Origin of the sequence: Streptomyces sp. NPDC047706 (assembly GCF_043204795.1) — a bacterium.
In the GTDB taxonomy this organism is placed as follows: domain Bacteria; phylum Actinomycetota; class Actinomycetes; order Streptomycetales; family Streptomycetaceae; genus Streptomyces.
The window spans coordinates 1-23,870 of the sequence record NZ_JBIDCW010000016.1 but is presented as its reverse complement, the minus strand read 5'-3'; the positions used below and the strand labels follow the sequence as shown (position 1 = coordinate 23,870).

Annotated in this window: 26 protein-coding genes and 2 pseudogenes; 17 read left to right on the top strand and 11 right to left on the bottom strand. The window is 70.0% G+C overall.

Going from position 1 to position 23,870, the window contains the following annotated elements:
• The first annotated feature begins 16 nt into the window (after window positions 1–16).
• Window positions 17–991 carry a carbohydrate kinase gene (locus ACGF8A_RS19895; RefSeq protein ID WP_393109868.1) on the top strand — a complete coding sequence of 325 codons (975 nt, stop codon included), beginning with the start codon at window positions 17–19 and terminating at the stop codon, window positions 989–991.
• Window positions 992–1,029: 38 nt separating this feature from the next.
• On the opposite strand, the gene ACGF8A_RS19890 is transcribed toward ACGF8A_RS19895, so the two are convergent.
• Together ACGF8A_RS19890 and ACGF8A_RS19885 are read right to left on the bottom strand one after the other, a co-directional pair.
• A complete protein-coding gene (locus ACGF8A_RS19890; RefSeq protein WP_393109866.1) occupies window positions 1,030–1,431 on the bottom strand; it encodes a twitching motility protein PilT in 402 nt (133 codons plus the stop codon).
• Window positions 1,428–1,694 carry a hypothetical protein gene (locus tag ACGF8A_RS19885; protein ID WP_393109864.1) on the bottom strand — a complete coding sequence of 89 codons (267 nt, stop codon included), beginning with the start codon at window positions 1,692–1,694 and terminating at the stop codon, window positions 1,428–1,430. The genes ACGF8A_RS19890 and ACGF8A_RS19885 overlap by 4 nt, the downstream gene beginning before the upstream one ends.
• Before the next feature lie 236 nt (window positions 1,695–1,930).
• Here ACGF8A_RS19885 and ACGF8A_RS19880 point away from each other — a divergent pair, with 236 nt between their 5' ends.
• Window positions 1,931–2,152 (top strand): tyrosine-type recombinase/integrase, encoded by a 222-nt coding sequence (locus ACGF8A_RS19880; RefSeq protein WP_393109862.1) that lies wholly within the window; start codon window positions 1,931–1,933, stop codon window positions 2,150–2,152.
• A 121-nt stretch (window positions 2,153–2,273) separates the two neighbouring features.
• Here the strand turns inward: ACGF8A_RS19880 and ACGF8A_RS19875 are convergent, their stop codons facing one another.
• The gene (locus ACGF8A_RS19875) at window positions 2,274–2,681 is read right to left on the bottom strand and encodes a MazG-like family protein (RefSeq protein ID WP_393109860.1); all 408 of its coding nucleotides are present in this window, start codon (window positions 2,679–2,681) and stop codon (window positions 2,274–2,276) included.
• 195 nt (window positions 2,682–2,876) lie between these two features.
• On the opposite strand from ACGF8A_RS19875, the gene ACGF8A_RS19870 reads away from it, so the two are divergent.
• The 5 genes from ACGF8A_RS19870 to ACGF8A_RS19850 all read left to right on the top strand — a co-directional run bounded on the left by ACGF8A_RS19870 (window position 2,877) and on the right by ACGF8A_RS19850 (window position 6,401).
• Window positions 2,877–4,289 (top strand): condensation domain-containing protein, encoded by a 1,413-nt coding sequence (locus tag ACGF8A_RS19870; protein ID WP_393109858.1) that lies wholly within the window; start codon window positions 2,877–2,879, stop codon window positions 4,287–4,289.
• Between the two features lie 257 nt (window positions 4,290–4,546).
• A complete protein-coding gene (locus ACGF8A_RS19865; RefSeq protein ID WP_393109856.1) occupies window positions 4,547–4,789 on the top strand; it encodes a hypothetical protein in 243 nt (80 codons plus the stop codon).
• Window positions 4,790–4,945: 156 nt separating this feature from the next.
• Entirely contained in the window at window positions 4,946–5,287 is a 342-nt protein-coding gene (locus ACGF8A_RS19860) for a hypothetical protein (RefSeq protein WP_393109854.1), read from the top strand.
• 200 nt (window positions 5,288–5,487) lie between these two features.
• Window positions 5,488–5,736 (top strand): hypothetical protein, encoded by a 249-nt coding sequence (locus tag ACGF8A_RS19855; protein WP_393109852.1) that lies wholly within the window; start codon window positions 5,488–5,490, stop codon window positions 5,734–5,736.
• A 320-nt stretch (window positions 5,737–6,056) separates the two neighbouring features.
• On the top strand, window positions 6,057–6,401 hold the full coding sequence (locus ACGF8A_RS19850) for a hypothetical protein (protein WP_393109850.1): 345 nt from the start codon (window positions 6,057–6,059) through the stop codon (window positions 6,399–6,401).
• A 366-nt stretch (window positions 6,402–6,767) separates the two neighbouring features.
• On the opposite strand, the gene ACGF8A_RS19845 is transcribed toward ACGF8A_RS19850, so the two are convergent.
• Window positions 6,768–7,049 (bottom strand): hypothetical protein, encoded by a 282-nt coding sequence (locus ACGF8A_RS19845; RefSeq protein WP_393109848.1) that lies wholly within the window; start codon window positions 7,047–7,049, stop codon window positions 6,768–6,770.
• Window positions 7,050–7,263: 214 nt separating this feature from the next.
• A complete protein-coding gene (locus ACGF8A_RS19840) occupies window positions 7,264–7,752 on the bottom strand; it encodes a hypothetical protein (protein ID WP_393109846.1) in 489 nt (162 codons plus the stop codon).
• Window positions 7,753–8,222: 470 nt separating this feature from the next.
• On the opposite strand from ACGF8A_RS19840, the gene ACGF8A_RS19835 reads away from it, so the two are divergent.
• Together ACGF8A_RS19835 and ACGF8A_RS19830 are read left to right on the top strand one after the other, a co-directional pair.
• Entirely contained in the window at window positions 8,223–9,062 is an 840-nt protein-coding gene (locus ACGF8A_RS19835; RefSeq protein ID WP_393109844.1) for a hypothetical protein, read from the top strand.
• 75 nt (window positions 9,063–9,137) lie between these two features.
• Complete coding sequence (locus ACGF8A_RS19830) at window positions 9,138–9,410, top strand: hypothetical protein (RefSeq protein WP_393109842.1); 273 nt, start codon at window positions 9,138–9,140, stop codon at window positions 9,408–9,410.
• 242 nt (window positions 9,411–9,652) lie between these two features.
• Here the strand turns inward: ACGF8A_RS19830 and ACGF8A_RS19825 are convergent, their stop codons facing one another.
• Window positions 9,653–10,435, bottom strand: a complete 783-nt coding sequence (locus tag ACGF8A_RS19825) for a chaplin family protein (RefSeq protein ID WP_393109840.1) — start codon at window positions 10,433–10,435, stop codon at window positions 9,653–9,655.
• A 113-nt stretch (window positions 10,436–10,548) separates the two neighbouring features.
• Window positions 10,549–10,824 (bottom strand): hypothetical protein, encoded by a 276-nt coding sequence (locus tag ACGF8A_RS19820; protein WP_393109838.1) that lies wholly within the window; start codon window positions 10,822–10,824, stop codon window positions 10,549–10,551.
• Between the two features lie 367 nt (window positions 10,825–11,191).
• On the opposite strand from ACGF8A_RS19820, the gene ACGF8A_RS19815 reads away from it, so the two are divergent.
• The 7 genes from ACGF8A_RS19815 to ACGF8A_RS19785 all read left to right on the top strand — a co-directional run bounded on the left by ACGF8A_RS19815 (window position 11,192) and on the right by ACGF8A_RS19785 (window position 19,916).
• Window positions 11,192–12,766, top strand: a complete 1,575-nt coding sequence (locus ACGF8A_RS19815; RefSeq protein WP_393109836.1) for a S8 family serine peptidase — start codon at window positions 11,192–11,194, stop codon at window positions 12,764–12,766.
• A 610-nt stretch (window positions 12,767–13,376) separates the two neighbouring features.
• On the top strand, window positions 13,377–14,576 hold the full coding sequence (locus ACGF8A_RS19810) for a DUF4190 domain-containing protein (RefSeq protein ID WP_393109834.1): 1,200 nt from the start codon (window positions 13,377–13,379) through the stop codon (window positions 14,574–14,576).
• A 146-nt stretch (window positions 14,577–14,722) separates the two neighbouring features.
• Window positions 14,723–15,475: a GntR family transcriptional regulator gene (locus ACGF8A_RS19805; RefSeq protein ID WP_393109832.1), complete on the top strand. Its 753-nt coding sequence runs from the start codon at window positions 14,723–14,725 to the stop codon at window positions 15,473–15,475.
• 302 nt (window positions 15,476–15,777) lie between these two features.
• On the top strand, window positions 15,778–15,963 hold the full coding sequence (locus tag ACGF8A_RS19800; RefSeq protein WP_393109830.1) for an SPOR domain-containing protein: 186 nt from the start codon (window positions 15,778–15,780) through the stop codon (window positions 15,961–15,963).
• 36 nt (window positions 15,964–15,999) lie between these two features.
• A complete protein-coding gene (locus tag ACGF8A_RS19795) occupies window positions 16,000–16,416 on the top strand; it encodes a (deoxy)nucleoside triphosphate pyrophosphohydrolase (RefSeq protein ID WP_393109828.1) in 417 nt (138 codons plus the stop codon).
• Between the two features lie 204 nt (window positions 16,417–16,620).
• Window positions 16,621–17,049, top strand: coding sequence for an ATP-binding protein (locus ACGF8A_RS19790; RefSeq protein ID WP_393109826.1), 429 nt, complete (start codon window positions 16,621–16,623; stop codon window positions 17,047–17,049).
• Window positions 17,050–17,309: 260 nt separating this feature from the next.
• Window positions 17,310–19,916, top strand: a complete 2,607-nt coding sequence (locus ACGF8A_RS19785) for a SpoIIE family protein phosphatase (RefSeq protein ID WP_393109824.1) — start codon at window positions 17,310–17,312, stop codon at window positions 19,914–19,916.
• 115 nt (window positions 19,917–20,031) lie between these two features.
• Here ACGF8A_RS19785 and ACGF8A_RS19780 read toward each other — a convergent pair.
• Together ACGF8A_RS19780 and ACGF8A_RS19775 are read right to left on the bottom strand one after the other, a co-directional pair.
• Window positions 20,032–20,577, bottom strand: a pseudogene (locus ACGF8A_RS19780) (immunity 49 family protein); the annotation flags it as partial.
• A 192-nt stretch (window positions 20,578–20,769) separates the two neighbouring features.
• The gene (locus ACGF8A_RS19775; protein WP_393110114.1) at window positions 20,770–21,033 is read right to left on the bottom strand and encodes an immunity 49 family protein; all 264 of its coding nucleotides are present in this window, start codon (window positions 21,031–21,033) and stop codon (window positions 20,770–20,772) included.
• Between the two features lie 167 nt (window positions 21,034–21,200).
• On the opposite strand from ACGF8A_RS19775, the gene ACGF8A_RS19770 reads away from it, so the two are divergent.
• The gene (locus tag ACGF8A_RS19770) at window positions 21,201–21,632 is read left to right on the top strand and encodes a hypothetical protein (RefSeq protein WP_393109822.1); all 432 of its coding nucleotides are present in this window, start codon (window positions 21,201–21,203) and stop codon (window positions 21,630–21,632) included.
• A gap of 55 nt (window positions 21,633–21,687) precedes the next feature.
• Here ACGF8A_RS19770 and ACGF8A_RS19765 read toward each other — a convergent pair whose 3' ends face one another.
• On the bottom strand, window positions 21,688–22,200 hold the full coding sequence (locus ACGF8A_RS19765; protein WP_393109820.1) for a hypothetical protein: 513 nt from the start codon (window positions 22,198–22,200) through the stop codon (window positions 21,688–21,690).
• Window positions 22,201–22,233: 33 nt separating this feature from the next.
• A pseudogene (locus tag ACGF8A_RS19760) lies at window positions 22,234–23,870 on the bottom strand (hypothetical protein); the annotation flags it as partial.

The following is a 23,870-nucleotide window of genomic DNA, read 5'->3' as shown; positions in this document are numbered from 1 at the left end:
GAGGCAGACAGTCACCATGGCCCGACCCGGGTCCGTCGCCGGCATCGACGTCCTCGGCGAGTGCGTCGCCGACATCTTCGAGGACCACGACCGGTCCGATCCCGACGGGCTGGCCTTGCGGGCGCTGCCCGGTGGAGGCCCGGCCAACACCGCTGTCGCTCTCGCCCGCCTCGGCACTCCCACCCGGTTTCTCGGGCGCTTCTCCACCGACGCCTTCGGGACTCTGTTCCGCGCCCGTCTCAGTGCCTCCGGCGTCGACCTGAGCGCCAGTGTGACCACCTCCGAGCCCAGCACGCTTGCCGTCGCCGACCTCGACGCGAACGGCCAGGCCGCCTACACCTTCCACGCCGACGGCGCCGCCGACTGGCAGTGGACCGACAGTGAACTCGCCGCGACGCGGAACGACGACGCGGTCTGCCTGCACACGGGCTCCCTCGCGCTGATCCGCCGACCCGGCGGCAGCCGAATCGAGGATCACCTCGCTCAAGCACGCGAGCACGCGACCGTATCCATCGACCCCAACGTCCGCCCCCTCCTCGTAGCCCCCTCCCGCTACCGCGAGCGGCTGCCCCACTGGTGCGCCGTCGCCGACATCCTCCGCCTCAGCGAAGACGACTGTGCCCTCCTCACCCCGGACACCGGGCTCGACGAGGCGTGCGACACCTGGCACGCTGCCGGCGCCCGCCTTGTCGTCATCACCCTCGGCGGAAACGGCGCCCTCGTGTCCCTCAACGGCGAGCGTGTCACCGTCACGGCCCCTCCTGTCACCGTGGTCGACACCGTCGGCGCCGGGGACTCCTTCACCGCGGGCCTCCTTCACCGTCTCGCTGCCCTCGGACACCTCGGCGGCCGACTCGACACGCTGCCCCTCGACGACGCCGCTGACGCCTGTTCGTTCGCCGCCCACGCCGCCGCCCTGACATGCTCGGTCCCCGGTGCGAATCCGCCCTGGGCGGACGGATCGGCACTGCGGATCGACACTGAGGGGTGAGTACGCGGACGGGTCAGTTCGCCGGATGTCGTCTGTTGCTAGACAGTGCGGATGACAGGGGCGGGTTTGATGTCCTGGGCGTCGATGAGGGTGCGGATGTCGTCCGGGTCCGAGGTCCAGATGATCGCGCCGAGGCCGGCTGCCATGGTCACGACGGTGGCGTCGACGATGTCGGAGGTGCCGGCCTTGCCGCAGAGGATGCCTGCGGCTTCGGCGGCTTCGGCGGCTTCGAGGCCGACGGGTACGACGTGGCCCCCGGCGAGGAACTTGCCGAGTCTGACCTGGCCGCGGGAGTCCCGCCATGCCTGGCTGACGACGACGGATGGGACGTGGATGTCCCGGCCGTCTTCGAGGGCCAGGCTGTGGCGGGCCCACATGCGTCGGTCGTCGTTGTCGACGGCGATGAGGACTCCGGCGTCGTACAGGTAGGGGATGTTCACGCGGCCGGGGCTCCCGAGGTGCTGAGGTACTCGGCGTCGGCGGCGGCAAGGTCCGCGCGGGCGGCGGCGAGCTCTTCCGGGGTGAAGGCGCCGTGTTCTGCCTGCCACTCCTGGATGACGGCCCGGCCTGCCCGCAGGCGCAGCTCGCGTTCGGCTGCTCCGGCGACGAGGCGGGAGAGCGGGATGCCTTCTTCCTCGGCGGCTCCGGCCAGGGCTTCGACCAGGGATTCGTCGAGAGTGATAGTCACCTTCTGGGTAGCCATACATCAACCACAGCGCGGTATGGCCTTCGGTGTTGATGCGCGGATCGCGTGCCGGTGGGCGCGGAGGGCGTGAGCGCATCCGGCGAGGAGTGCCTCACCGGCTCGATGGCCCGCGGACTGCAGGCGAAGCCGGGTCACGTCCGCCGTATAGAGCGGATTGGTGATGAATGTCCTGCTCGGCCACGAGAGAGCGGTTGCACGGTTTCGCGTACGGGCCAGGCGAAGTATCGGGCGCGATGCCCACCGCCTCCACCTACGGCTACCACTTCAGGAAGGCGTGCTTGTCGGCCGGCCTGGTCGATGCGGATGACAGGGCCACACACACGCCCGGCAGTCTCCGGCACTTCTTCGCCTCGACCGCGTTGGCGAACGGCGTGCCGATCCGTGAGGTCTCCCGCCGGCTCGGCCACAAGTCGATCAAAACCACCGCGGACATCTACGGTGGATGTGCTGGATGATCGCCTACCGTGCTGGATCGGTGCTGGACATGATCACTTGAAGGAACGCTCCCGCAGGTGGGAGCGCTGCGGTGTTCGTACGGACAGGGCGTCGGCTGGTACGGGTGCGCGCACGTCGATGTCACGCGGAGGCGTTGCCGGCGGAGGAGGGCGAGGTCCCGGGCGAGCGCTGCTCCGCGTCGGGAGACGGTTCCGCCGCTCCCAGTGCCCTCCGCGCCACCCGCTCCAGATGGCGCGCGAACACCTCCCGCGCATGCGGCGTCAGCGTGCGCAGGGCCACCAGTGCGGTGATCGTCACATCGCACAGTTCCGACTGGACGTCGTCCCAGGTGTGGCTCACGCCCTTGCGCGGGTTCTGGCCGGTCGCGCCGATCACCGCCTGGGCCGTCTCACCGACCTCCTCCTGGAGCTTCAGCATGCGCAGCAGGACCCCTTCGCGGCCGGTGACCGGCTGGTCCGCTTCCAGCCAGCGCCACAGCGCGTCGACGGTGATCCACAACTCGGGCGGTGCAGCGTCTCGTTCAGCCATACGGGCAGGGTGCCATCTCCCCGTCGCCGCCCCGCGACCCGTATGGCCGGTCAGCGGAACGGGCTCATCGTCGAGGTATCGCTTCACCGTTCGACATGTCACACATCCCGCTGAAAAGTCCGCGACACAACGATCACCGCGCGCGCACGGCCCCCCCTTGATCAAGCTGGTGTCTTCTGCGAAGGAGACGCCACCGTGCGAATTTCTGACATTCAGCGCTGTGAGGTCCGGCCCGGACGACTCGTCGAGTGGACGTTCAGCAAGGCGACCATCGCGGCCGCGGCGGTGCTGCCGCCGGATCCGCGGCCGCCGGCATACATCCAGGAGTCGCACATCCGGACGGCGCGATCGGTGCGGGAAGACGGATTGTTCGTACCGACATGGCTCGGCACCGCGTTCGACCTGCCCGGCCGGGTCGATCTCGACGCGCTGGAACAGGCGTTGCGTGACTGGACAATGCGCCACGAGACGCTGCGCAGCGGCTTCAGGTGGACCGGCGACGACATGCACCGCTTCACGCTCCGCGGCAACGACGTGTCGCTGCGGCGCGAGGTGATCGGGGACTTCGCGGAAACGGAGACGCTGGCGCGGTACCTGCAGGATCGATTCGACGTCGCCGCGGACGCGCTCGGCTGGCCGAACCTCATCTACGCGGCGGTCGTCCGCGACGAATCCACCAGCGTGTACATGGCCTTCGACCACACGAACGTCGACGCCTACTCCCTCCAGCGCATCCCCGACGAGATCCACGATCTCTACGTCGCGGGCGTCACGGGGCGGACCGTCACCGGTACGCCCGCGGGAAGTTACGTCGACTTCTGCCAACAGGAACGGGCCGACGCGGACGGGATCGACGACACCCACACGATCGTCGCGCGCTGGCGGGAGTTCATCGGCCGGTGCGACGGGAGGCTGCCGGAGTTCCCCGTCGATCTGGGGCTGCGCCCCGGTGATGCTCTGCCCGCCCAGAAGCTCGTGTGTGAGCCGCTGGTCGACGCGGAGGCCGCGGCCGCGTTCGAGGCGCGCTGCCGGCCCTACGGCGGCAGCCTGGTGGGCATTCTGGCCGCGACCAGTCTGATCGTGCACGAACTCGGCGGCCAGCCGGTCTACCGCACGGTCGTGCCGTTCCACACCCGGCTGAAGTCCGCCTGGTCGGACTCCGTGGGCTGGTACGTCGGCGGCGCACCCATCGAAGTGCCCGCGGCACGCGACTTCGACGCGGCGCTGGAGACGGTCCGGGCCGAGCTGCGGGCCAACCGGTCGCTGGCACGCATTCCCCTGGCGCGCGTACTGCGGCTGCTCGGCAAGGACTTCCGCCCGACCTCGCCCGACATGTACTCGATCGTCTCCTACGTGGACGCCCGCCTCATCCCGGGTTCGGCCCGCTGGACCGAGAAGAGGGCGTACGGGCTGATCCGGGTGTCCTACGGCGATCAGGTGTGCGTCTGGGTCAACCGGCTGCACGAGGGACTCTGGTTCGCCTGCCGCTACCCGGACACCGACGTCGCCTACAAGAACGTGCGGCGATACGTCGAGGGACTGCGGGACCTGATCGTCTCCGCCCCGGCGCGCGATCATCTCAGGGCCGCAGAACTGGAATTCTCCTGACGCGATTCCTCTGCTTTTTCAGATGAGTTGGTAGGGGTGCCTGGCCGTCGCCGCCCCTTCTTCTCGCGGCGCGACAGCGCAGGTCGAACGGTAATCCAGCTGTTTATACGGCCAATTGGCATCCATCCGGTGACGGTGTGAGCCGGTGCCCCTCGAAGGGATGCTGAGTGTGGAAAGCCGCGAATAACTACTGCTAGTGTCTGCGCAGTCACGGTAGGCAATCAGCCTCGATGTACGAGCGAAGAACCGAGGGTTCCATGCGCAAGCTTCAGCAGGTCGTGATCGCAGCAGTGGCGGCGGGCGGCCTGTCCGCCGTCGGTGCCGGCACCGCCACCGCCGACACCCCCGACAGCGGAGTGCGGTTGACCGACCTCTACCGCCCCTACCAGGAGTGCAGCCCGCAGACGGTGTCCGAGAACGACATCCCGATCGGGGTGCTCGGTCTCGCCGGCACCGTGGACACGGCCTGCGGCCAGTACAACAACGCCTTCACCGGCTGAGCTGGGCGTCGTCGTCCCGGCGCTCGGTGCGGGACTCTGCGGGATCAGCCTCGAAGGGCCCCCTTCCTCGGGCCGGTTGTCTGAGTGTCGAAGACGGTGCCCGGCGCGCCCGGTGTTCGGGCGTGCCGGGCATTCCTACGAAGGGAAGCGCATCACATGTTCAGCAGGAAGAAGATCGCGGTTGTCTCGGTGCTCGCCGGTGGCCTCGCTGTGGCCGTCACGGGTACGACCCATGCGAATGTCGCGGAATCGCCGGGAGGCTGCACGCGCGACCTCCTGGGCGGCATCTCCTGCACCCAGCGGATCCAGGGCGTGATCCCCGAAGACGGTGTGATCCCGCATCAGGAGACCTGTATGCCGGTGAAGCCGCTGACGCTGCCCGCCGCTTGGGGGACCGGAACGACGCGGCTCGGACCCGAGGTGACCTGTTCCCCCACGACCACGGGGGCGGCTGATGAAGCTGACGGCGTGCAGGAGACATTCGGCCTGATGCGCTGAGTTCGGGAGGTGAATTCCTCCGGCCGACGGGGTCCTTGCCGCGGGGCAGGGCAATGGGGCCGACACGACAGCTATGGCATAGATCCTGAGATGTGACGAATTGTGCGTCTATGATCACAGGCGGTAGTCAAGCCGGGCTTCCTGCCTGGACAAGAAAGGGTCATTTCATGCACAAGTTGCAGCGTGTTGCAGTTGTAGCCGTGGCGGTCGCAGGGCTGTCCGCGTTCGGTGCCGGGGTCAGCTTCGCCGGTGAGGGAGGCGCGACTCAGCCGGTCACCGCCGTGGCCAACTCGTCGGCCAGCGCCGTTGCTGTCGGCGGTGGTTACTACGCGCAGCCGCAGGCCGCGCCGCAGGCTGCGCCGCAGCCCGCACCCGAGCAGCAGAAGAGCACCGAGCCCGAGCAGGACTACGGCCAGCACGGCGAGGGCGAGCACAGCGAGGGTCAGTAAGGGCGTACCGGGAGCTCGTTCTCTCGGTATTACGGCGTGCGTGTCGGCCTTCTCCGGAAGCCCGGAACGCGTCGCACCTCCGCAGCGACCTGATCCCAACTCGGCCTGTCCAGCGGTGTGCTGAGTGACAGCCGGGGCGAAGGCAGCCCGGACGCGTGGCAGTCCATGACTGTGTGCGTCCGGGCTGCGGCTATCCCACCGCCGGGCGCGGCTGACCAGGCGCCCAGGCGCAGAACGACCGGTTTCGACCATCACAGGCCCGGGCGCACACCGGTGAGTGGCAAAGGCGCCCGGGCCTACGTCGTAAAGGAATGCAGCACATGTTCACTGCGCAGAAGATCGCCGTTGTTTCGGGGATCGTCGGAAGTCTCGCCGCCGTCTGTGTCGGGGCCGGAAACGCATACGCGGACGGACGCTCGGGCGAGTGCGAAAGCACCACGCAGGGCGGCGCGGTCTGCGTTCGCAAGAGCGAGACCCGCACGGACAAGGACGGCGAGCAGGTCATCAGGCAGGAGCAGGAGTGCTCGACGATCGACCGGCCGAACATCGTGTTCCGCGACGAAGCGCTGCTGGACGGCGGGTCGGCCAACGTCGGGCCGGTCGTGGACTGCTCCAACACGGCGCGGCTGCCGGAAGGCTTCAGGAAGCCGCGCGTCGAGTTCTGAGCGCAACGGCGAATGCCGGGCCGGGATCCTTCCCGGTCCGGCATTTCTCCTTTCGCGGCGCCGCTCTGTGCGACTGGTGCTGCTGCGATCCGTGGTCGGGGGGCCCGGTCACTGCCCCGTGACGGGTAGCCCTCCGGGGGGCGTGCAGGCCCTCTCCCGTGAAGTGGCTGGGAGAGCGGCCCTCGTTCTGCGTGGGGGCGAGGGCCGGAAACAGATCGCGCACAAAGGGCCCGTGGCCCAGGGGACTTGTGTGATGCCCGCACCCCACTGCGAAATCCCGCGGGCACACGCAGATGGTCCCGGCGCGCAAGCCCTGGGGCCTGGTGCCGGGACCATCTAGTTGCCGGCTGTGCGCCGGCCGGAGTTTCAGAAGGCGCTGTTGTTGCAGCCCATGGTGGAACCGATGTGGGTCGACTGGGCGCCCGGGTTGCCCTCGCCGTTGAGCCCGTTACCCAGCAGGCCGTTGAGGAGGCCGACCTGGCCAAGGATGTCGAGGTTCAGGTCGTGCGACTTGCACTGGGAGCTCTGCGTGATGTGGAACTTGTCGCCGTCCTTGCCCTTGCCCTGGTCGGCGTGGGCCGTGCCGCCCACGAGGCCGATGCTGCCGATTGCGGCGACCAGGACGGCAACGTTGCGAAGCTTGCGCATGTCATCTCCGGTGGAGGTGGGGTGGGTGCGATCTCTGGAAGATCGACTTTTTACAGTTCCTGGAGATTAATACGAAATGCGACAAAGCGGGCATCGACGCGCCGATCTTGCAGGGGTGGCGCAAAAGCACCCGAAAGCCGCATCGCATGTCAACTGGCCTGCACGCAACGCGTGGAGCGATCGGTGCCCGGGCGGCGACGCGTGTCCGTCAGCGCTAGCGCGCGCGGGCGTGGGCGAACGAGTTGGCCTGGCTGTTGGCCTGCGTGCAGTCGATGCCGCGGGTCTGGGAGGCGGCGAGCAGCGCGACCGGGACATTCGCGTTGAGCAGGTTCTGCGGGCTGCACTCCTGGGACGGGCGGAACAGGTTGGCCTGGCCCACCGGGCCGCTCTGCCCGGCCGGCGCCGCCTGCGGGGCCTGCGGAGAAATCTGCGGGCTGATCTGCGGGTTCAGCTGAGGATTGACCTGCGGGCTGACCGAGGTGCCCCGTGGCGGAGCCGCCTGCTGCGGAGCCGGCGAGCCGTAGGTCTGCACGGACGCCTGGGATGAGGTGGCCGAGGCGGCCTGGGCGTCCGGCTGGGAAACGGGGGGCGGCGCGGCCCCGTCGTAGGCGAGGGGTGTGGCGGCGGAACTTGGGCCGGCGCCGACGGCGGACAGACCACCGGCTGCTGCGACGACGAGCGCGACTTGCTGAAGTTTGCGCATGAAATCCTCGGCCCTTCATTGACCTGTGCACGGAACCTTGTGAAATGCAGAAAAGGCAGCGTGGTTGCCGCAGTTGAGTCACCCGGAGCGGCTGCGACAGACCGCCCTCCCTGCCCGTGGGGAACGAGGTGAGCGCGAAGCCAGATACGGGAGGTCGGTCGTGGTCACCCATTTGACGCAAGGGTGCGGGGGGCCGCCCCGCCGCCACGTGCTGGTAGCGGCAAATGGGTGACGGGTCATGGCGCGCCGTGACCACCGCGAGGAAAACCTCGTTCCACGTGGGGAGGGCAGCGACCGTGGACCCGAAGAGGCGTGAGGGAATGTGCTGCTGGCTCCGTTGCGAAGTCCGCGGGCTCCTCAAGCTTGACCGCTGCTGACGGTGCAGTTGCGAGTGTCGCGCCGAGTGCACGCGTGACGGCGCACTGAATGCAATGGATCACCAATTCAGGTATCGAAGGGCCGAGGGTTTCATGCGCAAGCTTCACAAGGCCGCGCTCGTTGTAGCGGCGGCCAGCGGTCTGACCGGTGTCGGTGCCGACGCCAGCCATGCCACTGTCCCCGTCGGACACGGTGGTGCGGCTCCGATGGCGGCTCCCGACTACCCGGCCCCGCAGGGCGGCCCGCCGCCCGGTCCTGCCGCCTCGGCCGCGGCGCAGGGGACGGCACAGGGAACCGCACAGGCCGCGCAGCCGTACCAGCAGCCCGCTCCGCAGTATCAGCAGCCCGCTCCGCAGTATCAGCAGCCGGCTCCCCAGTACCAGCAGCCCGCTCCGCAGTATCAGCAGCCTGCCCCGCAGTACCAGCAGTACCCGCAGCAGGCCGCCCCTCCGGCGCCGCAGCAGTCCGGGCACGCCTACGCCGCGGCCTCGTCACAGGGAACCGCGCAGGCCGCCACGCAGCCGTACCAGCAGCCGGCTCCGCAATATCAGCAGCCGGCGCCGCAATATCAGCAGCCGGCGCCGCAATATCAGCAGCCGGCTCCGCAATATCAGCAGCCGGCGCCGCAGTACCAGCAGCCGGCGCCGCAATACCAGCCGCAGGCTCCCCAGCCGCAGCCGGCCCAGGTCGTGCCGCAGGTCATGCCCCAGGTCATGCCGCAGGTGGCCCCCCAGGTGGCCATGCCCCAGGCCTTTGCCCCGGAGCCGCCGATGCAGGTCACCCCGCAGGTGAACCCGCAGGTCAACCCGCAGCTGAACCCGATCGTCAGTCCGCTCATCTCCCCCGGGGCCGCACCGCAGTTGGCGCCGGTCGGCCTCGGACAGATCGCGGCGCCGCCCGTCGGTCAACTGGGGCTTCCCCAACTCGGCTGACCGGCCTGACCGGTGCCGCCCGCAATCTCAACACCACGTGTTGCAGACCCCACCCGCTCGACCAACGGAGAACCAATGCGCAAGTTCCACAAGGCCGTCCTCGTGAGCGCCATGCTCGGCAGCGTCGGCTCCCTCGGTGCCGGCACCGCCGTCGCCGACGAGCCGTACAGCGATTTCGACGTCACGCAGGGCATCGAGTGCCGCTCGCACGACATGAACATCGAGGTGCTGGGCAGCATCGGCGCCCTCACCGGGCTGGCCGGCAACATTCTGAACGGTGAGGGCAACCCGGGGGCGCAGCAGAACCACCTCGGTTCGGACATGGGCTGCAACAGCCAGGCGTTCTGACCTGGACGACCCCAGAGGCACTTCGTCTCGACGACGATCGCATCAGAGAGAGGGACGCCGGTATCCGCCGGCGTCCCTCTCTCTTGCCTCGGTCCCACTGAGTCCCGGATCCCGGATACCACCCCGACCGGTCCCGGTCGGGAGCCGGAGCGGGATGTGCGGAAACAGACCGCCGCCGCCCCGGCGCTTTGTCAGCGACGGTGGCGGCGGCTTGACCTGACAGGTGCTGATGGAGATCAGTATCAGCGCGTGCGGGCCGGGCGGAAACGACGGTACAGGGTCGCGCCCGTGACGAGGAGCGCGGCGCTGCCGGCGACGGCGGACGCCGTGAGGTCCGCGCCGGTGTGGGCCAGCGTGGGAACATCCAGGTCCGTGCCGGGCTCCTCCTGGACGAGGGTCGGAGGCTCCATGACCCGAGGCAGCGGCGCCGGGGTTTCCGTGACCGGGGGCTTGGGCGCCGGGGTGTTCGGGGCCGGGGTGCTCGGAGGCTGGAGGGTTTCCTCTCCGGGGCCGTTGACCGACTGGTTTCCGAAGACCGGGTTGCCCAGGCCGACCACGTTGACACTGTTCCCGGAAACGTTCACCGGCAGGTCGATGGGGAGCTGGATGCCGTTGCCGGAGATCAGGCCGGGCGAATCCGTGACGACGGCCTCAGCCGTCGCGCCGCCGGACGTGGCCGAGCCGCCGGTGGTCTCCGTGCTGCCGCTGTCCGCCGATTCGCCGCTCGTCGCCGAGCTGTCCGTGTCATGCGAACCGCCGGCCTTCGCCGCGCCCTTGTTCGAGCAGGTGTTGCCCGCGGCCGGGTTGAGCAGACCGACGACGTCCACCGTGTTGCCGCAGATGTTCACCGGCGCGTCCACCGGGAGCTGGATGGTGTTGCCGGAGGCCAGCCCGGGCGAGCCGGCCGCCGCACCTTCGGCACCGGCTCCGTCGGCCGCGAGGGCGGTGGACACCGGGAGTGCCATGACCATCGCACCGGACGCGGCGACGACGGCGAACACACCGTTTCGGGTAGCCCGTCTCATAGGTTTCCTGCCTTCCTGACTTCATCGCGGGCACTCACCCGCACCTCATAAACGCAGGTGCGCCATTCAAGTTATGGGTGCCGTCCTCGAGGCCACCCTCGGGCACCAGTTCTTCAGATTTCTTGACCGATCGGCAGGAGCCGGATGAGGGATTCCGGAAACGAAACGGGGCCTCCCTGGATCAGGTTCCCGAGGGGGGTCGGTTCCGTGATTTCGGTGCGGGCCGGTGCGGATTTCGGGAAAGTGCTTGCTTGAGCTGGGGAAACGGACAGCATCATGCTGGCTGCCGCAGTGAGAACTGCCGGCAGGAGAATTTTCCTCATGCCTTGAGGAACGAGACCTGATGCAAAGGGTTCGGAAGTGAGAGCGAGGTTCACCATGTAGCGCACAACAATCTTATTATTAGCGAATTCGCCGTAGTGCGTGTGACCTGGTACGGGCGGAACGGCGCCGCCCCTCGTCGACAGTGCCGTAGGCGGGGTGTGCGGGAGGCCGGCCGGCCTCGGGGTGCCGCGTCCGACGGCCGGGCGGCAGGCGGCTCGCCCGGAGTGGAATCGGCTCCGGGATGCTCTTGACGAGCAGTCATGTCGGCTCTATGGCGGGCAAGTTACGTTTGTGCACGGCCCTTGTGCAATTCCTGTGGAAGCCTCAATCTTTCGGCTGACGCACAGGTGAGCGCCAGCCATTGTCATGCTCCTGCCCACCTGGGTGTCGGCCCCCACACCAACGCACCACCGATTGAGGAGGACCCCTCAGATGGCAGTGATGCGTACTCCCCGCCCCACCACCCGGCGAAGACTGGCGGCGATCGGCGCCCTGACCAGCGCCGCACTCGCCGCGGGGCTCGTCTCCGCGCTGCCCGCCGGGGCGGCCGAAGGCCACATCCAGTACGAGGGCGCGGCGAACGCCGTCGCCGACAGCTACATCGTGACCCTGAAGGCGGACCGGGCGCGCTCGGGCTCCGCCGAGGGACGCGCGCTGGCCGAGAAGTACGGCGCCAGCATCGAGCGGACGTACAAGAAGGCCCTCAACGGCTATGCGATCGAGGCCTCCGAGGCCGAGGCGAAACGTCTCGCCGCCGACCCGGCCGTGGCCTCCGTGGTCCAGAACCGCACGTTCACGATCGACGGGACCCAGCCCAGCCCGCCCTCCTGGGGCCTGGACCGCATCGACCAGCGCAACCTCCCGCTGAACAGCTCGTACACCTACCCGGACTCGGCCGGTCAGGGCGTCACGGCGTACGTCATCGACACCGGCGTCCGCATCACCCACAGCGACTTCGGTGGCCGCGCCTCCTACGGCTACGACGCCATCGACAACGACAACACCGCCCAGGACGGGCACGGCCACGGCACCCACGTCGCCGGCACGGTCGCCGGCAACGCCTACGGCGTCGCCAAGAAGGCGAAGATCGTCGGCGTTCGCGTGCTCAACAACTCCGGCTCCGGCACGACCGCCCAGGTCGTCGCCGGTATCGACTGGGTCGCCCAGAACGCGGTCAAGCCGGCCGTCGCCAACATGTCTCTCGGCGGCGGCGCGGACACCGCCCTCGACACCGCCGTACGCAACGCCATCGCCTCCGGGGTCACCTTCGCCGTCGCGGCCGGCAACGAGAGCACCAATGCCTCGACCAGGTCACCCGCGCGCGTGACCGAGGCGATCACCGTCGGAGCCACCACCAGCACCGACGCCAGGGCGAGCTACTCCAACTACGGCTCGGTCCTGGACCTGTTCGCCCCGGGCTCGTCCATCACGTCCGCGTGGAACAGCAGCGACTCGGCCACCAACACCATCTCCGGTACGTCGATGGCGACCCCGCACGTCGCCGGCGCGGCGGCGCTCCACCTGGCCGACAACCCCTCGGCCACGCCCGCCCAGGTGTCCAGCGCGCTGACGTCCGCGGCCACCCCCAACGTCGTCACCAGCCCCGGCTCCGGTTCGCCCAACCGCCTGCTGTACGTCGGCGGCGGCACCCCGACGCCGCCCGGCCCGCGCTTCGAGAACACCGGCGACTACGCCATCGCCGACAACTCGACGGTCGAGTCCCCGGTGACGGTCACCGGAGTGTCCGGCAACGCGCCGTCAGCGCTGTCCGTCGAGGTCCACATCGTGCACACCTACATCGGTGACCTCCAGGTGCAGCTGATCGCCCCCGACGGCACGGCGTACACGCTCAAGGGCTACGGCACCGGAGGCAGCTCGGACAACATCGACGCCACGTACACCGTCAACGCCTCCTCCGAGGCCGCCAACGGCACGTGGAAGCTGAGGGTCAGCGACAACGCGCGGTACGACACCGGGCGGATCGACGCCTGGGCGCTGCAGTTCTGATGCTCGGTCGTCGTCCGTGATCGGTGACGGCTGACCGGCCTCCGGCGATCGGTACCCACGACAGTTCTCGTCCCCGTGGCCCTGGGCGGTGCGCCCGCCTGCCGCGGGGACGAGGCCTGTCCGTCAGGAGTCCCCGGGGTGGCGGTGCAGGGCGGGCCGTGACGTCTCTGGTGACGTCACGGAGTGCGGGGACGGCTCCTCCCGCCACGCCGAAGGCCGTCACCGCTGCCGCCCGAGGGCCCCGCGACCCGAAGGTCGCCGTGGCGGCCTGCCCGGCCGGTCCGGCGGCCGGAGGCAAGTCGCTGACGCCGGGGAAGTGGCTGTGCCCCCTGCCCCGAGCCGCCGTCAGCCCGGACACCCTGCTTCGGCCCACGCGCCACGAGGAGACGGTGGCGTTGCGGATGACCGCGTGGCACGAGCGGCCGCCTCCGTGACGTGCCGGGCCCAGTGGGCCGTCAGTCCGTCCACGGCGTGCGCCGTGGCCCGCGTGATCCGCATTCCACCCCCACCGGTCCCCCCGCATACGATGCGCCAGTCGTGCATCTCGCCGCCGCGAGCCGGACGACGGTTCCCCTCGCCTGCCGAAGTCCGAACCAGGAGCGCCGTACCCGTGTCCATACCCCCGCCTCCCGGTCCGCAGCTGCCGCAGGACCCGCAGGGTCCCCACGGCCGGTACCCGGCTCCGCAGGCCCAGGGGCCGTACGGCGCCCAGGGGCCGTACGGCGCTGCGGGGCCCTACGGCCCGCACCCGTCGTACGGGGGGTGGGGTCCGTATCCGCCGCCGGGGCTGCCGCCGGTCAACGGTGCCGCGATCGCCGCCCTCGTCCTCGGCATCCTGTGCTTCCTGCCGGGCGTCGGGCTGGTGCTCGGGCTGATCGCGCTGCGCCAGATCAAGCGGAAGGGCGAGCGTGGCAAGGGCATGGCGATCGGCGGTGCCGTGCTGTCGGCCGTCGGGCTTGCGCTGCTGGCTCTGTCGCTCTCGACGGGCGCGGTGTCCGCCTTCTGGGAGGGCTTCAAGGAGGGGGCGCGGGAGAACGTGATCGTCTCGCCGGACAAGGGCGAGTGCTTCGACGCCCCTGACGGGTCGCTGGAGGGGGAGACGTACGACGTCGAGGTGGTGCCCTGCTCCGGCGAGCACGACGGCGAGGTGTTCGCCACCGTCACCCTGCCCGGCGGCACCTTCCCCGGCGACGACCGTGTCACGAAGTTCGCCGACGACAGGTGCTACGCCCTGGCAGGGGCCTACGCGATGGACAGTTGGGCACTGCCGGACCATGTCGACGTGTACTACCTGACGCCGACCCGGGAGACCTGGAGCCTCGGCGACCGGGAGATCACCTGCCTCTTCGGCAACACCGACGGGAAGGGCAGCCTGACCGGCTCCCTGCGCAACGACGGGACCACCCTCGACGCGGACCAGATGGCCTTCCTGGAGGCGGCCCTGGCCATCGACGCCGCCATGGTCGAGGAGCCCGAGGCCTTCCCCGAGGAGGACCTGGCGGCGAACCGGGCCTGGGCGCAGGACATGCACGACGCGCTGGCCGAGCAGGGCGCCGCGCTGGAGGCGCGCACCTGGCCCGCCGGGGCCGAGCAGCCCGTGGCCGCCCTGGCGGAGGAGCTGGCGTCGGCCCGCGCGGACTGGGCCAAGGCGGCGGCCGCCGGGGACGCGGACACCTTCTACGTGCACTACGACGAGGGCTACGGCTTCCACGACGGCCCGGCCACCGTCACCGCGCGCGAAGCCCTGGGCCTGGACACCACTCCGCCCGACGGCGCCTCCGGCGAAACCGCCCCGGAGGCAGACGTGTGAGCGCCCCATAGCGGGGACAAACTGCCTGCGTAAAGCCTGCCAGGGCCAGAAGTCATCACATCGAGTGATTCTCTGGCCTTCGCTTGCCTGGCCCAACCCACGGTTGCCACGCTGTTGCTGTCTGTACAACCTGATGGGAGTGGCCAGTGACATTCGGTGAGCAGCCGGCGTACCTGCGCGTCGCGGGTGATCTCCGCCAGAAGATCGTCGACGGTCAGCTGCCACCGCACACCCGTCTGCCCTCGCAGGCGAGGATCCGCGAGGAGTACGGCGTCTCGGACACGGTCGCGCTGGAGGCCCGCAAGGTGCTCATGGCGGAGGGCCTGGTCGAGGGCCGCTCCGGTTCCGGGACCTATGTGCGCGAGCGGCCCGTGCCCCGCAGCATCGCCCGCTCGGGATACCGCCCGGCCGGTGGCGCCACACCGTTCCGGCAGGAGCAGGCCGACGCGGCCGCGCGCGGAACCTGGGAATCCAGCAGCGCGCAGACCGAGGCGAGCGGCGCAATCGCCGAGCGGCTCGGCATCCGTCCCGGCGACCGCGTGATGTGCACCAAGTACCTGTACCGGGAAAGCGGCGAGCCGATGATGCTCGCCACCTCCTGGGAGCCGCTCGCCGTCACGGGGCGTACGCCGGTGATGCTGCCCGAGGAGGGCCCGCTCGGCGGCATGGGTGTCGTCGAGCGCATGGCCGCCATCGACGTGGTCGTGGACAACGTCACCGAGGAGGTCGGCGCCCGCCCCGGACTGGCCGAGGAGCTGCTGACACTCGGTGGCGTCCCCGGTCATGTCGTCCTCGTCGTGCAGCGCACCTTCTACGCTTCCGGGCGCCCGGTGGAGACGGCGGACGTCGTGATCCCGGCCGATCGCTACCGGGTCGCGTATCACCTTCCGGTGAAGTAGCGCACCACCTCACGGCAGTTGCCCCGGCACAGGCGCGCCGGGAGCCCCCTCACGCGCCGGTGGAATCCGGACGTCCTGGCACGTGAACCCCTGCGTGCCAGGTATGCCGCTGACCGGATGCGCCGAGGTGCGCGGACGGCGCGTCCGCCCTCGCGCGCCCCCAGCGGCTGGCTTGTTGCGTACCTCTTTGTGAAAAGCCGTATTCGCTGCGTGAAGGTAAGGCGTAGGCTCGGGCATATGCGGATTGCGGTTTCCTTAGCGGGCGGGGCGCGCGGGCCGAGGGCGGGAAGCGGAGGGGCGCGATGAACGACAGCACGGTGACTCTTCCGTGGCTGGTCATACGGCAGGACGACAACGGCAATCGCTACCGCGTGGGCAGGTATGCGACGCGGTCCGAGGCGCAGAAGATCGCGGACAGTCTCCACAGCCGGGGGCACAAGCAGCTCTATTGGGTGGAGCGCATCGGGGAGGACGGACCCCAGGGGTGAGCGGCGCCGCCGGGGCGCTCCCGTAGGCTCCGGCGCATGACGGAACGGATCGTGGTGGTGGGCGCCGCCCTGCTCGACGGCGGCCGGCTGCTCGCCGCGCGCCGCAGCGCGCCCCCCGAGCTGGCGGGCCGCTGGGAACTGCCGGGCGGCAAGGTCGAGCCCGGAGAGGCGCCCGAGGCCGCGCTGGTACGGGAGTTGTGGGAGGAACTCGGCGTCGAGGCGGAGGCCGTGCGCCGCGTGCCGGGGGAGTGGCCGCTGCGATCGCCGTACGTCCTGCACGTGTGGACCGCGCGGCTGCGCGCCGGTTCCCCCGAGCCGAAGGCCCTCCAGGACCACGACGAACTGCGCTGGCTCACGGCCGCGACGCTGTGGAGCGTGGAGTGGATCGAGCAGGACGTGGCGGCGGTCCGGGAGGTGGCGGGGGAGCTGGACACCAAAATCGCCGGAACGTGACCGGCCTGTCAGCGGGCTCGCGGGAGCGCGACCGGCGTGATCCGTGGCTCGTGGAAGCATGACCGGCGTGATCGGACGGTCTCCTCGGGCCGTTGGCGTTCGGCTGGGAGCCGTACGCCGTTGGTGCCACAGTGCGCCCCTCCCGTGGGTACCGCGCTCGGCATATCGGGTATGTGCCCATTAACCCCACGAAACCGGACATGAGTGGGCTCGCTGTCCTGGGAAGTGATCGGTGTGATCGACACCGAAGGCGACTGTGCCGAGTGGACGTTCCCCGCCGACCCCACAGCCGTACGCACCGCGCGGTCCGTCGTCCGCCGCCAGTTGCACGGCTGGGCGCTCGACAGTGTGAGTGACGTCACGGCATTGCTGGTCAGTGAGCTGGTGACGAACGCGTTGCGGCACGCCACCGGCCCCATCGGGGTACGGCTGGTGCGCCCCGCCGGCCTGCCCGACGTCCTGCTCGTGGAGGTCTCCGACCCGCTCCCCGAACCGCCCCGCGAACGCGCCGCCCGCCCGGAGGACGAGAGCGGGCGCGGGCTGCAGCTGGTGGCATCGTCCTCGCGCCGCTGGGGAACCAGGCCCGGGGAGTCGGGGAAGACGGTGTGGTTCGAGCTCGCCGTCCCGGGCTGAAGGACGGTTCCGGGGGCTTACAGCGGTCGTACTCCTGTCCACGGAGCGGATCCGGCCGGAAGTCGTTGCCCCAAGGCGTGATTCGAGGGTGTGTCCCCTGGTTAGAAGACTGGAAGTGTTGTCGCGGTACGGTCCGAAAACCGCCTGGACCGTGCTGTGATCGTGAACACCGTGTTGTGCGGCGCCGTAGTGCTGGATACTGCGGGCAGCCGCCCCCGGTGACCGGTACCGGACGCGGTGAGCTGGAGGGGACGGTTCGCGTGAGCGAGATACCAGCGAAGGCCACGGAGTCCGAGGACCCGTCGGACGGCGCGAGGACGGAGGCCGCGGGTGCCTTCATGGAGATGCCGCCTTCGGACGCCCTGTGGCAGAGCAGCCCGCCCGGCTCGATCTACGACTACATAAAGGTCGCGTCCTTCTCCATCGGACCCGACGGCCTCGTCGACCAGTGGAGTCTGCGCGCGGAGAGCCTCTTCGGCATCCCGGCCGCACACGCCGTCGGTATTGACCCCATCGAGGCGTTCATCGACCCCGCCCTGCGCGAGCGCGGGCAGCGGAAGATGGCCGAGATCCTCGACGGGCGGGAGTGGACCGGCGTGGTCCCCTTCCGGCTGCCGGACACCGCCGACGGCGGTCGCGGCGGCAGGGGCCTCGCCGAGGTCTACGTGATGCCGACCCGCACGGAGGACGGAGACAAGGCGGCCGTCTGCATCGTCGTCGACGTCCGTGTACTGCGCCGCATCGAGACCGACCTCGCCGCCTCGCAGGCAATTTTCGGTCAATCCCCCTTCGGCTTCCTGCTGATCGACCCCGACCTGCGGGTGCGGCGCGCCAACCAGCGGTTCGCGTCCGTCTTCGGGGGCACGCCCGACGACCACCGCGGCCGCGGGGTGCACGACTATCTGCCGCGCGGCGAGGCCGAGCGGGTCTCCGCGACCATGCGCCGGGTCCTGGAGACCGGCGACAGCATCACGGACATGCACGTCACGGGCTTCCGCCCCGGCTCCGACGAGCGGCGTCACTGGTCGGTCAACCTGTACCGCGTGCACAGCGGGACCGGCAGCCCCATCGGCATCGCCTGGCTCGGAACCGACATCACCTCCCGCCGCGCCGCCGCCCGCGAGGCCGCCGCCGCCCGGCGCAATCTCGCGCTGCTCAACGAGGCCGGAGCGCGCATCGGCAACTCCCTCGACCTGGAGACCACCGCCCGCGAACTCCTCGACGTCGTCGTCCCCGGCTTCTGCGACCTGGCCACCGTCGACCTCTACCAGGGGCTCCTGGTCGGCGACCAGACCCCGCAGAGCCTCGCCGACGGCAGCGCCGAACTGCGCCGGGTCGCCTTCGCCAGCGCCGTCTCCGACGCGCCGTTCGCCGGCACGGGCGATCCGGTCACGGTCGGCGCGGTGCACCACTACCCCTTCAACTCGCCCTGCGCCGACGCCCTGCGCACGGCCCGCCCGCAGACCGTCCCCGCCGAGGAGGGGGGCCTCGTCCAGTCCACGCTCGCCGTTCCGATGGTCGCCCACGACACGGTCGTAGGCCTCGCGCAGTTCTCACGCACGAAGGGCAGCGAGCTGTTCGGCGAACGGGACCGCGACCTCGCCGTGGAACTGGCCGCGCGGGCCGCCGTCTGCATCGACAACGCGCGGCTCTACCGACGTGAGCACGAACGCGCCTTGATACTGCAACGGTCGCTGCTCCCGCCCGGCGACCCGGTCGCCTCCGGCCTCGACATCGCCTGCCGCTACCTGCCGGGGAACGCCTCCACCGGGCGGCCCAGCGAGGTGGGCGGTGACTGGTTCGACGTCATCGAACTGCCCGGACACCGTACGGCGCTGGTGGTGGGCGACGTCATGGGCCGCGGTCTGCGCGCCGCCGTCGCGATGGGCGAACTCCGCACGGCCGTCCGCACACTGGCCCAGCTCGATCTCGAACCGGCCGAGGTGCTCTCCCAGCTGGACGAGATCGCCCGTGGCCTCGGCACCCCCGGCGGCATCCAGCAGGCCACCCGGGCCGCCCGGCGCCCCCGCGAGGCGGACCTGTCGGAGGTGTACCTGGCGACGTGTGTGTACGCGGTCTACGACTCCGTCACCCGCCGGTGCACCTTCGCCAACGCGGGTCATCTCCCGCCGGTCCTGGTCGAACCCGGCGAGTCGGCGCTGATGCTCGACGTGCCCCCGGGCCTGCCGCTGGGGGTCGGCGGGGAACCCTTCGAGGAGGTCGAGGTCGAACTCCCCGAGGGCGCGCTGCTCGCGCTCTACACGGATGGACTGGTCGAGTCCCGGGACCACCCGCTGGACGAGGGGCTCCAGGCGTTCGTGGGGGCGCTCACCGACCCCGCCCGGCCTCTCGAGGACGTCTGCGACCAGGTTCTCCACACCCTCGACAGCCATCACGGCGAGGACGACATCGCCCTGCTGATGGCCCGTGTCCAGGGGCTGCCCGCCGAGTCGGTCGGCGACTGGACGCTGCCGCGCGAGCCGCGCAGCGTGGGCCGGGCCCGCGAGTACGCGCGTGCCCAGCTCCTCGGCTGGGATCTGGAGCCGCTGGTCGACACGACGGAGCTGCTCGTCAGCGAACTGGTGACGAACGCGCTGCGCTACGGCGAGGGCGAGATCAGACTGCGCCTGCTGCTGGATCGCACCCTGGTCTGCGAGGTCTGGGACTCCGGCCTGGTCCAGCCGCGTCGCCGCCGCGCCCGCGACACCGACGAGGGCGGCCGGGGCCTGCAACTCGTCGGCCTGCTGTCGGCCGCGTGGGGCTCCCGCCGGACGCACCGCGGCAAGACGGTGTGGTTCGAACTGCCGCTGCCGGACGGGGAGAACGGGGTGAGGGATCCGGCGGAGGCACTGCTGAGCCTGTTCTAGGCGGCGGACCGGCGAGGTCGGTACGCGATCTCGCCGATCCAGCGGTACTCCAGCAGTGCCTGGGGCAGGTACTCCGACTCGACTCGACCGTGATGCCCTGGTCACGCGCGAGACAGACCATCGCCGACGGCCCGAGAGCGACGAGCCCGTCGGCACTTGCCGCACGGTCCGCGTCGGCGGTCCAGTACGCCTTGTGCGCGCGCTGCGCGTCCGCCGGCGACTTGTTGAACTCCGTGGAGTCGCGGCGGATGACGCGGTGGAGCAGCATCAGCGGCGGATGGCGGATCTGCGCCATCAGATCCGCGTCCGCGTACCGCAGTGCCTGTGGACCGGTGCCGTCGACCGCCGCGACGAGCTTGTCGCCCACGTCCTGACGCCCGGGCCAGAAGCTCTGCAGTGCTTCTACCCAGGAGTAGATGAACTCGTCGAAGACCGCGCCCGACTCCCGCGGCAACGAGACCGGTACCTCGGCCAGCCGGCGCAGACGGTCGTTGTCGCGGCAGATCATCGCCAGGTAGAAGCAGGTGACCCAGGTGCCCGAGTTGAGATGGGACTCGGGGCCGGTCGCCGGGAGCGTGCGCTCCTGCTCCTTGATCCGGCAGGTGACGGTGGAGCCTTCGGAGGCGGTGGCCGCGGCGAAGAGCGCCGAACCGGTCTGCATGGCCGTGACCCATGCCTCCCAGGTCTCGAAGTTCACCGCCCGCGGGTCCACCGCGCAGTGCTGCTGCGCCAGGGTGAGCCCCGTGCTCAGTGCCTGGGGCCGCAGGACCGGCGAGTCGGCGAACTCGTCCAGGATCCAGTTCTCCGGCATCTCGTCCGTGGGGTACGCATGGCGAGGAACGCTCGTGACCACCTACGTGTGGAACTCGCCCACCCAGGTGCCCTTGAGCAGGTGCCTGGGGAGGTAGTCCGACTCGGCGTCGATCGGGAAGCCCGCGTCGTTCGCGCGGCCCTCGTCGGCCGTCCAGTACTCCTTGTGCAGAGTGAGTGCGTTTGCAAGGGACTGGTTGAAACGCTCGTGGTCACCTGCGACGAACCGGTGGAACAGGTCGACGTCCGGCCAGAGGATCTTCGTGGTGGCCTCGGCGCCCGCGATCGGAGCCGCTTCGGGCGCCAGGCCCTGGGCCGCTCAGCTGCATGCCGGCGAAGCGTTTGGCAGACACCTCGTCGAGGTGGTTGGGGTGCTCAGCGGGGACCGTGTTACGGCCCCTGTCCAAGGGGGTGAGGTGGAGCTTCTCCGGCCGGCAGCCGCCAGCCGGGGAGCCGGTTCTAGAATCACCGGGCATGAGTGATGTGTTCGCCGTGGATCTGGCCCTCGACCTGACGCCGACCGCACCCCGCGCCGTGCTCGACCTGCTGCGCCGGCATCTCGGGCTCGACGACGCGGACGACGGCGGTGACGCCGTGGAGGACGTGCCGGACTTCGTCGCCCTTCTGGCGGGCCGGGGCCCGGCGGTGCGCATCGGAGGAGTCCTGACGGCGGAGCTCCTCCAGGGCGACGGCCACTGGTCCCTGACGGCACGTCAGGAGATTCACGCCGAGCTCCTGCCCGAGCTGGATGCCCTGGTGGAGATGCTCGCCTTCCACGCGAAGACCGAGGGCTTCATCGGGCAGCTGAGGTTCTACGAGGACGACGTTCCCGAAGTCCTCCTCAACAGTGCGGGCAAGGTCGTCAGAATGCCCCTGCGGGCAGCCGACCCGTCGGCCTCACGGTGACCGAGGACCTGGCTGCCACGCCGGGGCGCCGATGTGAGGATTCCTTCCGGAATCCTCAGCGGGACTCGCCGGATTCGCCCATCAGGTCCTCCAACGACATGTGACCGACGGATTCCTCGTCCACCACCGGAATCAAGTTCAGTGCCGCCTCGGCATTCGCAATCATCCGGCCGATCTCGATCGGAAGATTCTCGAATTCCTCCATCACCACGTCATAGGGCTCGACGCGACCGGGTTTGCCGTCCATGCCTTTCACTTCCACGAAGTAGCGGTGCCCGGCCGGGGAAGTGGAATCGGCGACCTGGACCCACCGTGCGCCGTGCCTGCGCACGAGCAGGTCCCCGAGGAACGAGGTCAGGTCCGTGTGCAGCCCGATCCAGTCGGTCTGCTCGAACTCGGCCAGCGGAAGCCGGTCGACGTAGCTCTGCAGGCCGGGCAGCAGAAGCAGGGGGTCCTCCGCGTACCGCTCCGGTGCCAGCCCGAGCGAGGCCGCGAGTCCGGCGGCATTGCGGTGCGCGCCCTCCGTCCACTCCTCGGCAGCCGCCCCGTCCGGCGTCTGGTTCTGCATGATTCTCAACCCTCCAGTTGACCAAGAAGGAGTCTACTTCTTCTTTGTCGGCGCGTCCCACTGGTCCTTCTTGGGCGCAGGGCCGTATTCGAGGAATATGATTCTTGCCTTTGTGAGATAGGCGCGCAGTTCGGCGGATGGGCCGGCATGCGTGAAAGACCATCGAGGGTCATATCCGGGGTTCATGCGCCGAAGAGCGATGTCCTTGTGGATCTGCTCCTTTATGTGCTTGCTGAGCGGCACTTCGTTCCGGACGAGCTCGCTGGTTCCGTCCTTCAGCGTGATGGTCCGGTACGGCCCGTACGTCTTGACCTCGACCGCGATCGTGCGCCCGTCCGGGAGGTCGACGGGAACGTCGACCTTGCGCCCGCCGCTTGCGGTCACCGGATAGCGGGGGTCGCTGTTGGTGGGCACCGGATAATGACGCTCGGGCCCGCCACCCCACATCTGGCGGTGGAACTCCTCACCGCGCTCCCAGCGCGTGCGTACGTCGCGGGTGTTGCGTACGTCCCGCAGCGTCAGCGGCCCCTCCGCCGGCAGCAGGGCAGGCCTTGAGTAGTCGGGTTCGTGTCCGGCGTACGGGTTGTCGTCGCCTCCCTGGGCATGCCGGCCGTCGGGAGCGTCATCGGTGGTATCGTCCGCCAACTCGTCCCCGGGACGGGGGTCGGAGCCGTCCCCGGAGTGATGGGGACCGTCCGGCTGTCCGGCACCCTGCGGATGGCCGGCGTGTTCGCCTCGTTCGCCCGGCAGCCCGTCCTGGCCCCGTCCCGCATCGCCGGCCCCCTCACGAGTCGGCACTGTCTCGGTCGCCGGGCCACGGCCGCCGGGGAGGTTCTCGCCGACGTTGTTCCCCGGGGCATGGGTGTCGACGCTGTTCGTCGGCAGGTTGTCGGCCGTTCCTCCGGGGAGGTTGTCGGCGGTGCTGCCGGGGAGGTTGTCGGTGGTGCGGGTGGGTGGGGTGGTGTCGTCGGCGGTGCGGCCGAGGTCGCCGAGGTCGGTGGGGTCGCTGGCGAGGTGGAGGTGGTGGGGCGCGTTGTCGGCGGTGTGGGTTGCCGCGCCGGCCATGGCGGGTTCGCGGACGGGGGAGTCGACGCGGGGGAGGTCGGCGCCGTCGCGGGGGATGCCGGGCTGGTCGACGATGTCGCCGGGGCCGTCGTCGGCCTTGCCGAGGACGTTGCCGTTCTCGTCGAGGACGTTGCCCTGGGGGTCGTAGTAGCGGGCCGGGGCGCCGTCCTCGGTGGGGAGTTTGACGGTGCCTTCGGGCAGGGCGGGGGTGTTGTCGGGGAGCTTGACCGCGCCCTCGGGCAGCTCGACCGCGCCCGCGGGGGCCGGTGTGCCTTCGGGGAGTCTGACGGCGCCGTTGCCGAGGTCGACGGCGCCCGCCGGGAGCGGGGTGCCCTCGGGCAGCCGCACCGCACCGCCCTCGGGGATCTTGATGCCGCCCGCCGGGATCGCCGCGCCCTCCGGCAGGTTCACCGTGCCGTCGGGCAGGCGTACCGCGCCTTCGGGGAGGGTGATGGCGTTGTCGGGCAACGCCGGGATGTCGATGGTGCCGACGCCCTTCAGCGCGGCACTGATGTCGCCGATCTTCGCCAGGCCGGCGCCGGCGCCCTTGGCGATGTACGTCATCGGGTCGATGACCTTCGCCGTGGTGCCCAGCACCTTCGCGA

Bases quoted from the DNA above. Each gene is read 5' to 3' on its own strand.
- ACGF8A_RS19895 (WP_393109868.1), top strand. From the start codon at position 17: ATGGCCCGACCCGGGTCCGTCGCCGGCATCGACGTCCTCGGCGAGTGC.
- ACGF8A_RS19885 (WP_393109864.1), bottom strand. From the start codon at position 1,694: ATGGCTACCCAGAAGGTGACTATCACTCTCGACGAATCCCTGGTCGAA.
- ACGF8A_RS19880 (WP_393109862.1), top strand. From the start codon at position 1,931: ATGCCCACCGCCTCCACCTACGGCTACCACTTCAGGAAGGCGTGCTTG.
- ACGF8A_RS19875 (WP_393109860.1), bottom strand. From the start codon at position 2,681: ATGGCTGAACGAGACGCTGCACCGCCCGAGTTGTGGATCACCGTCGAC.
- ACGF8A_RS19865 (WP_393109856.1), top strand. From the start codon at position 4,547: ATGCGCAAGCTTCAGCAGGTCGTGATCGCAGCAGTGGCGGCGGGCGGC.
- ACGF8A_RS19860 (WP_393109854.1), top strand. From the start codon at position 4,946: ATGTTCAGCAGGAAGAAGATCGCGGTTGTCTCGGTGCTCGCCGGTGGC.
- ACGF8A_RS19850 (WP_393109850.1), top strand. From the start codon at position 6,057: ATGTTCACTGCGCAGAAGATCGCCGTTGTTTCGGGGATCGTCGGAAGT.
- ACGF8A_RS19845 (WP_393109848.1), bottom strand. From the start codon at position 7,049: ATGCGCAAGCTTCGCAACGTTGCCGTCCTGGTCGCCGCAATCGGCAGC.
- ACGF8A_RS19840 (WP_393109846.1), bottom strand. From the start codon at position 7,752: ATGCGCAAACTTCAGCAAGTCGCGCTCGTCGTCGCAGCAGCCGGTGGT.
- ACGF8A_RS19835 (WP_393109844.1), top strand. From the start codon at position 8,223: ATGCGCAAGCTTCACAAGGCCGCGCTCGTTGTAGCGGCGGCCAGCGGT.
- ACGF8A_RS19830 (WP_393109842.1), top strand. From the start codon at position 9,138: ATGCGCAAGTTCCACAAGGCCGTCCTCGTGAGCGCCATGCTCGGCAGC.
- ACGF8A_RS19825 (WP_393109840.1), bottom strand. From the start codon at position 10,435: ATGAGACGGGCTACCCGAAACGGTGTGTTCGCCGTCGTCGCCGCGTCC.
- ACGF8A_RS19815 (WP_393109836.1), top strand. From the start codon at position 11,192: ATGGCAGTGATGCGTACTCCCCGCCCCACCACCCGGCGAAGACTGGCG.
- ACGF8A_RS19800 (WP_393109830.1), top strand. From the start codon at position 15,778: ATGAACGACAGCACGGTGACTCTTCCGTGGCTGGTCATACGGCAGGAC.
- ACGF8A_RS19795 (WP_393109828.1), top strand. From the start codon at position 16,000: ATGACGGAACGGATCGTGGTGGTGGGCGCCGCCCTGCTCGACGGCGGC.
- ACGF8A_RS19770 (WP_393109822.1), top strand. From the start codon at position 21,201: ATGAGTGATGTGTTCGCCGTGGATCTGGCCCTCGACCTGACGCCGACC.
- ACGF8A_RS19765 (WP_393109820.1), bottom strand. From the start codon at position 22,200: ATGCAGAACCAGACGCCGGACGGGGCGGCTGCCGAGGAGTGGACGGAG.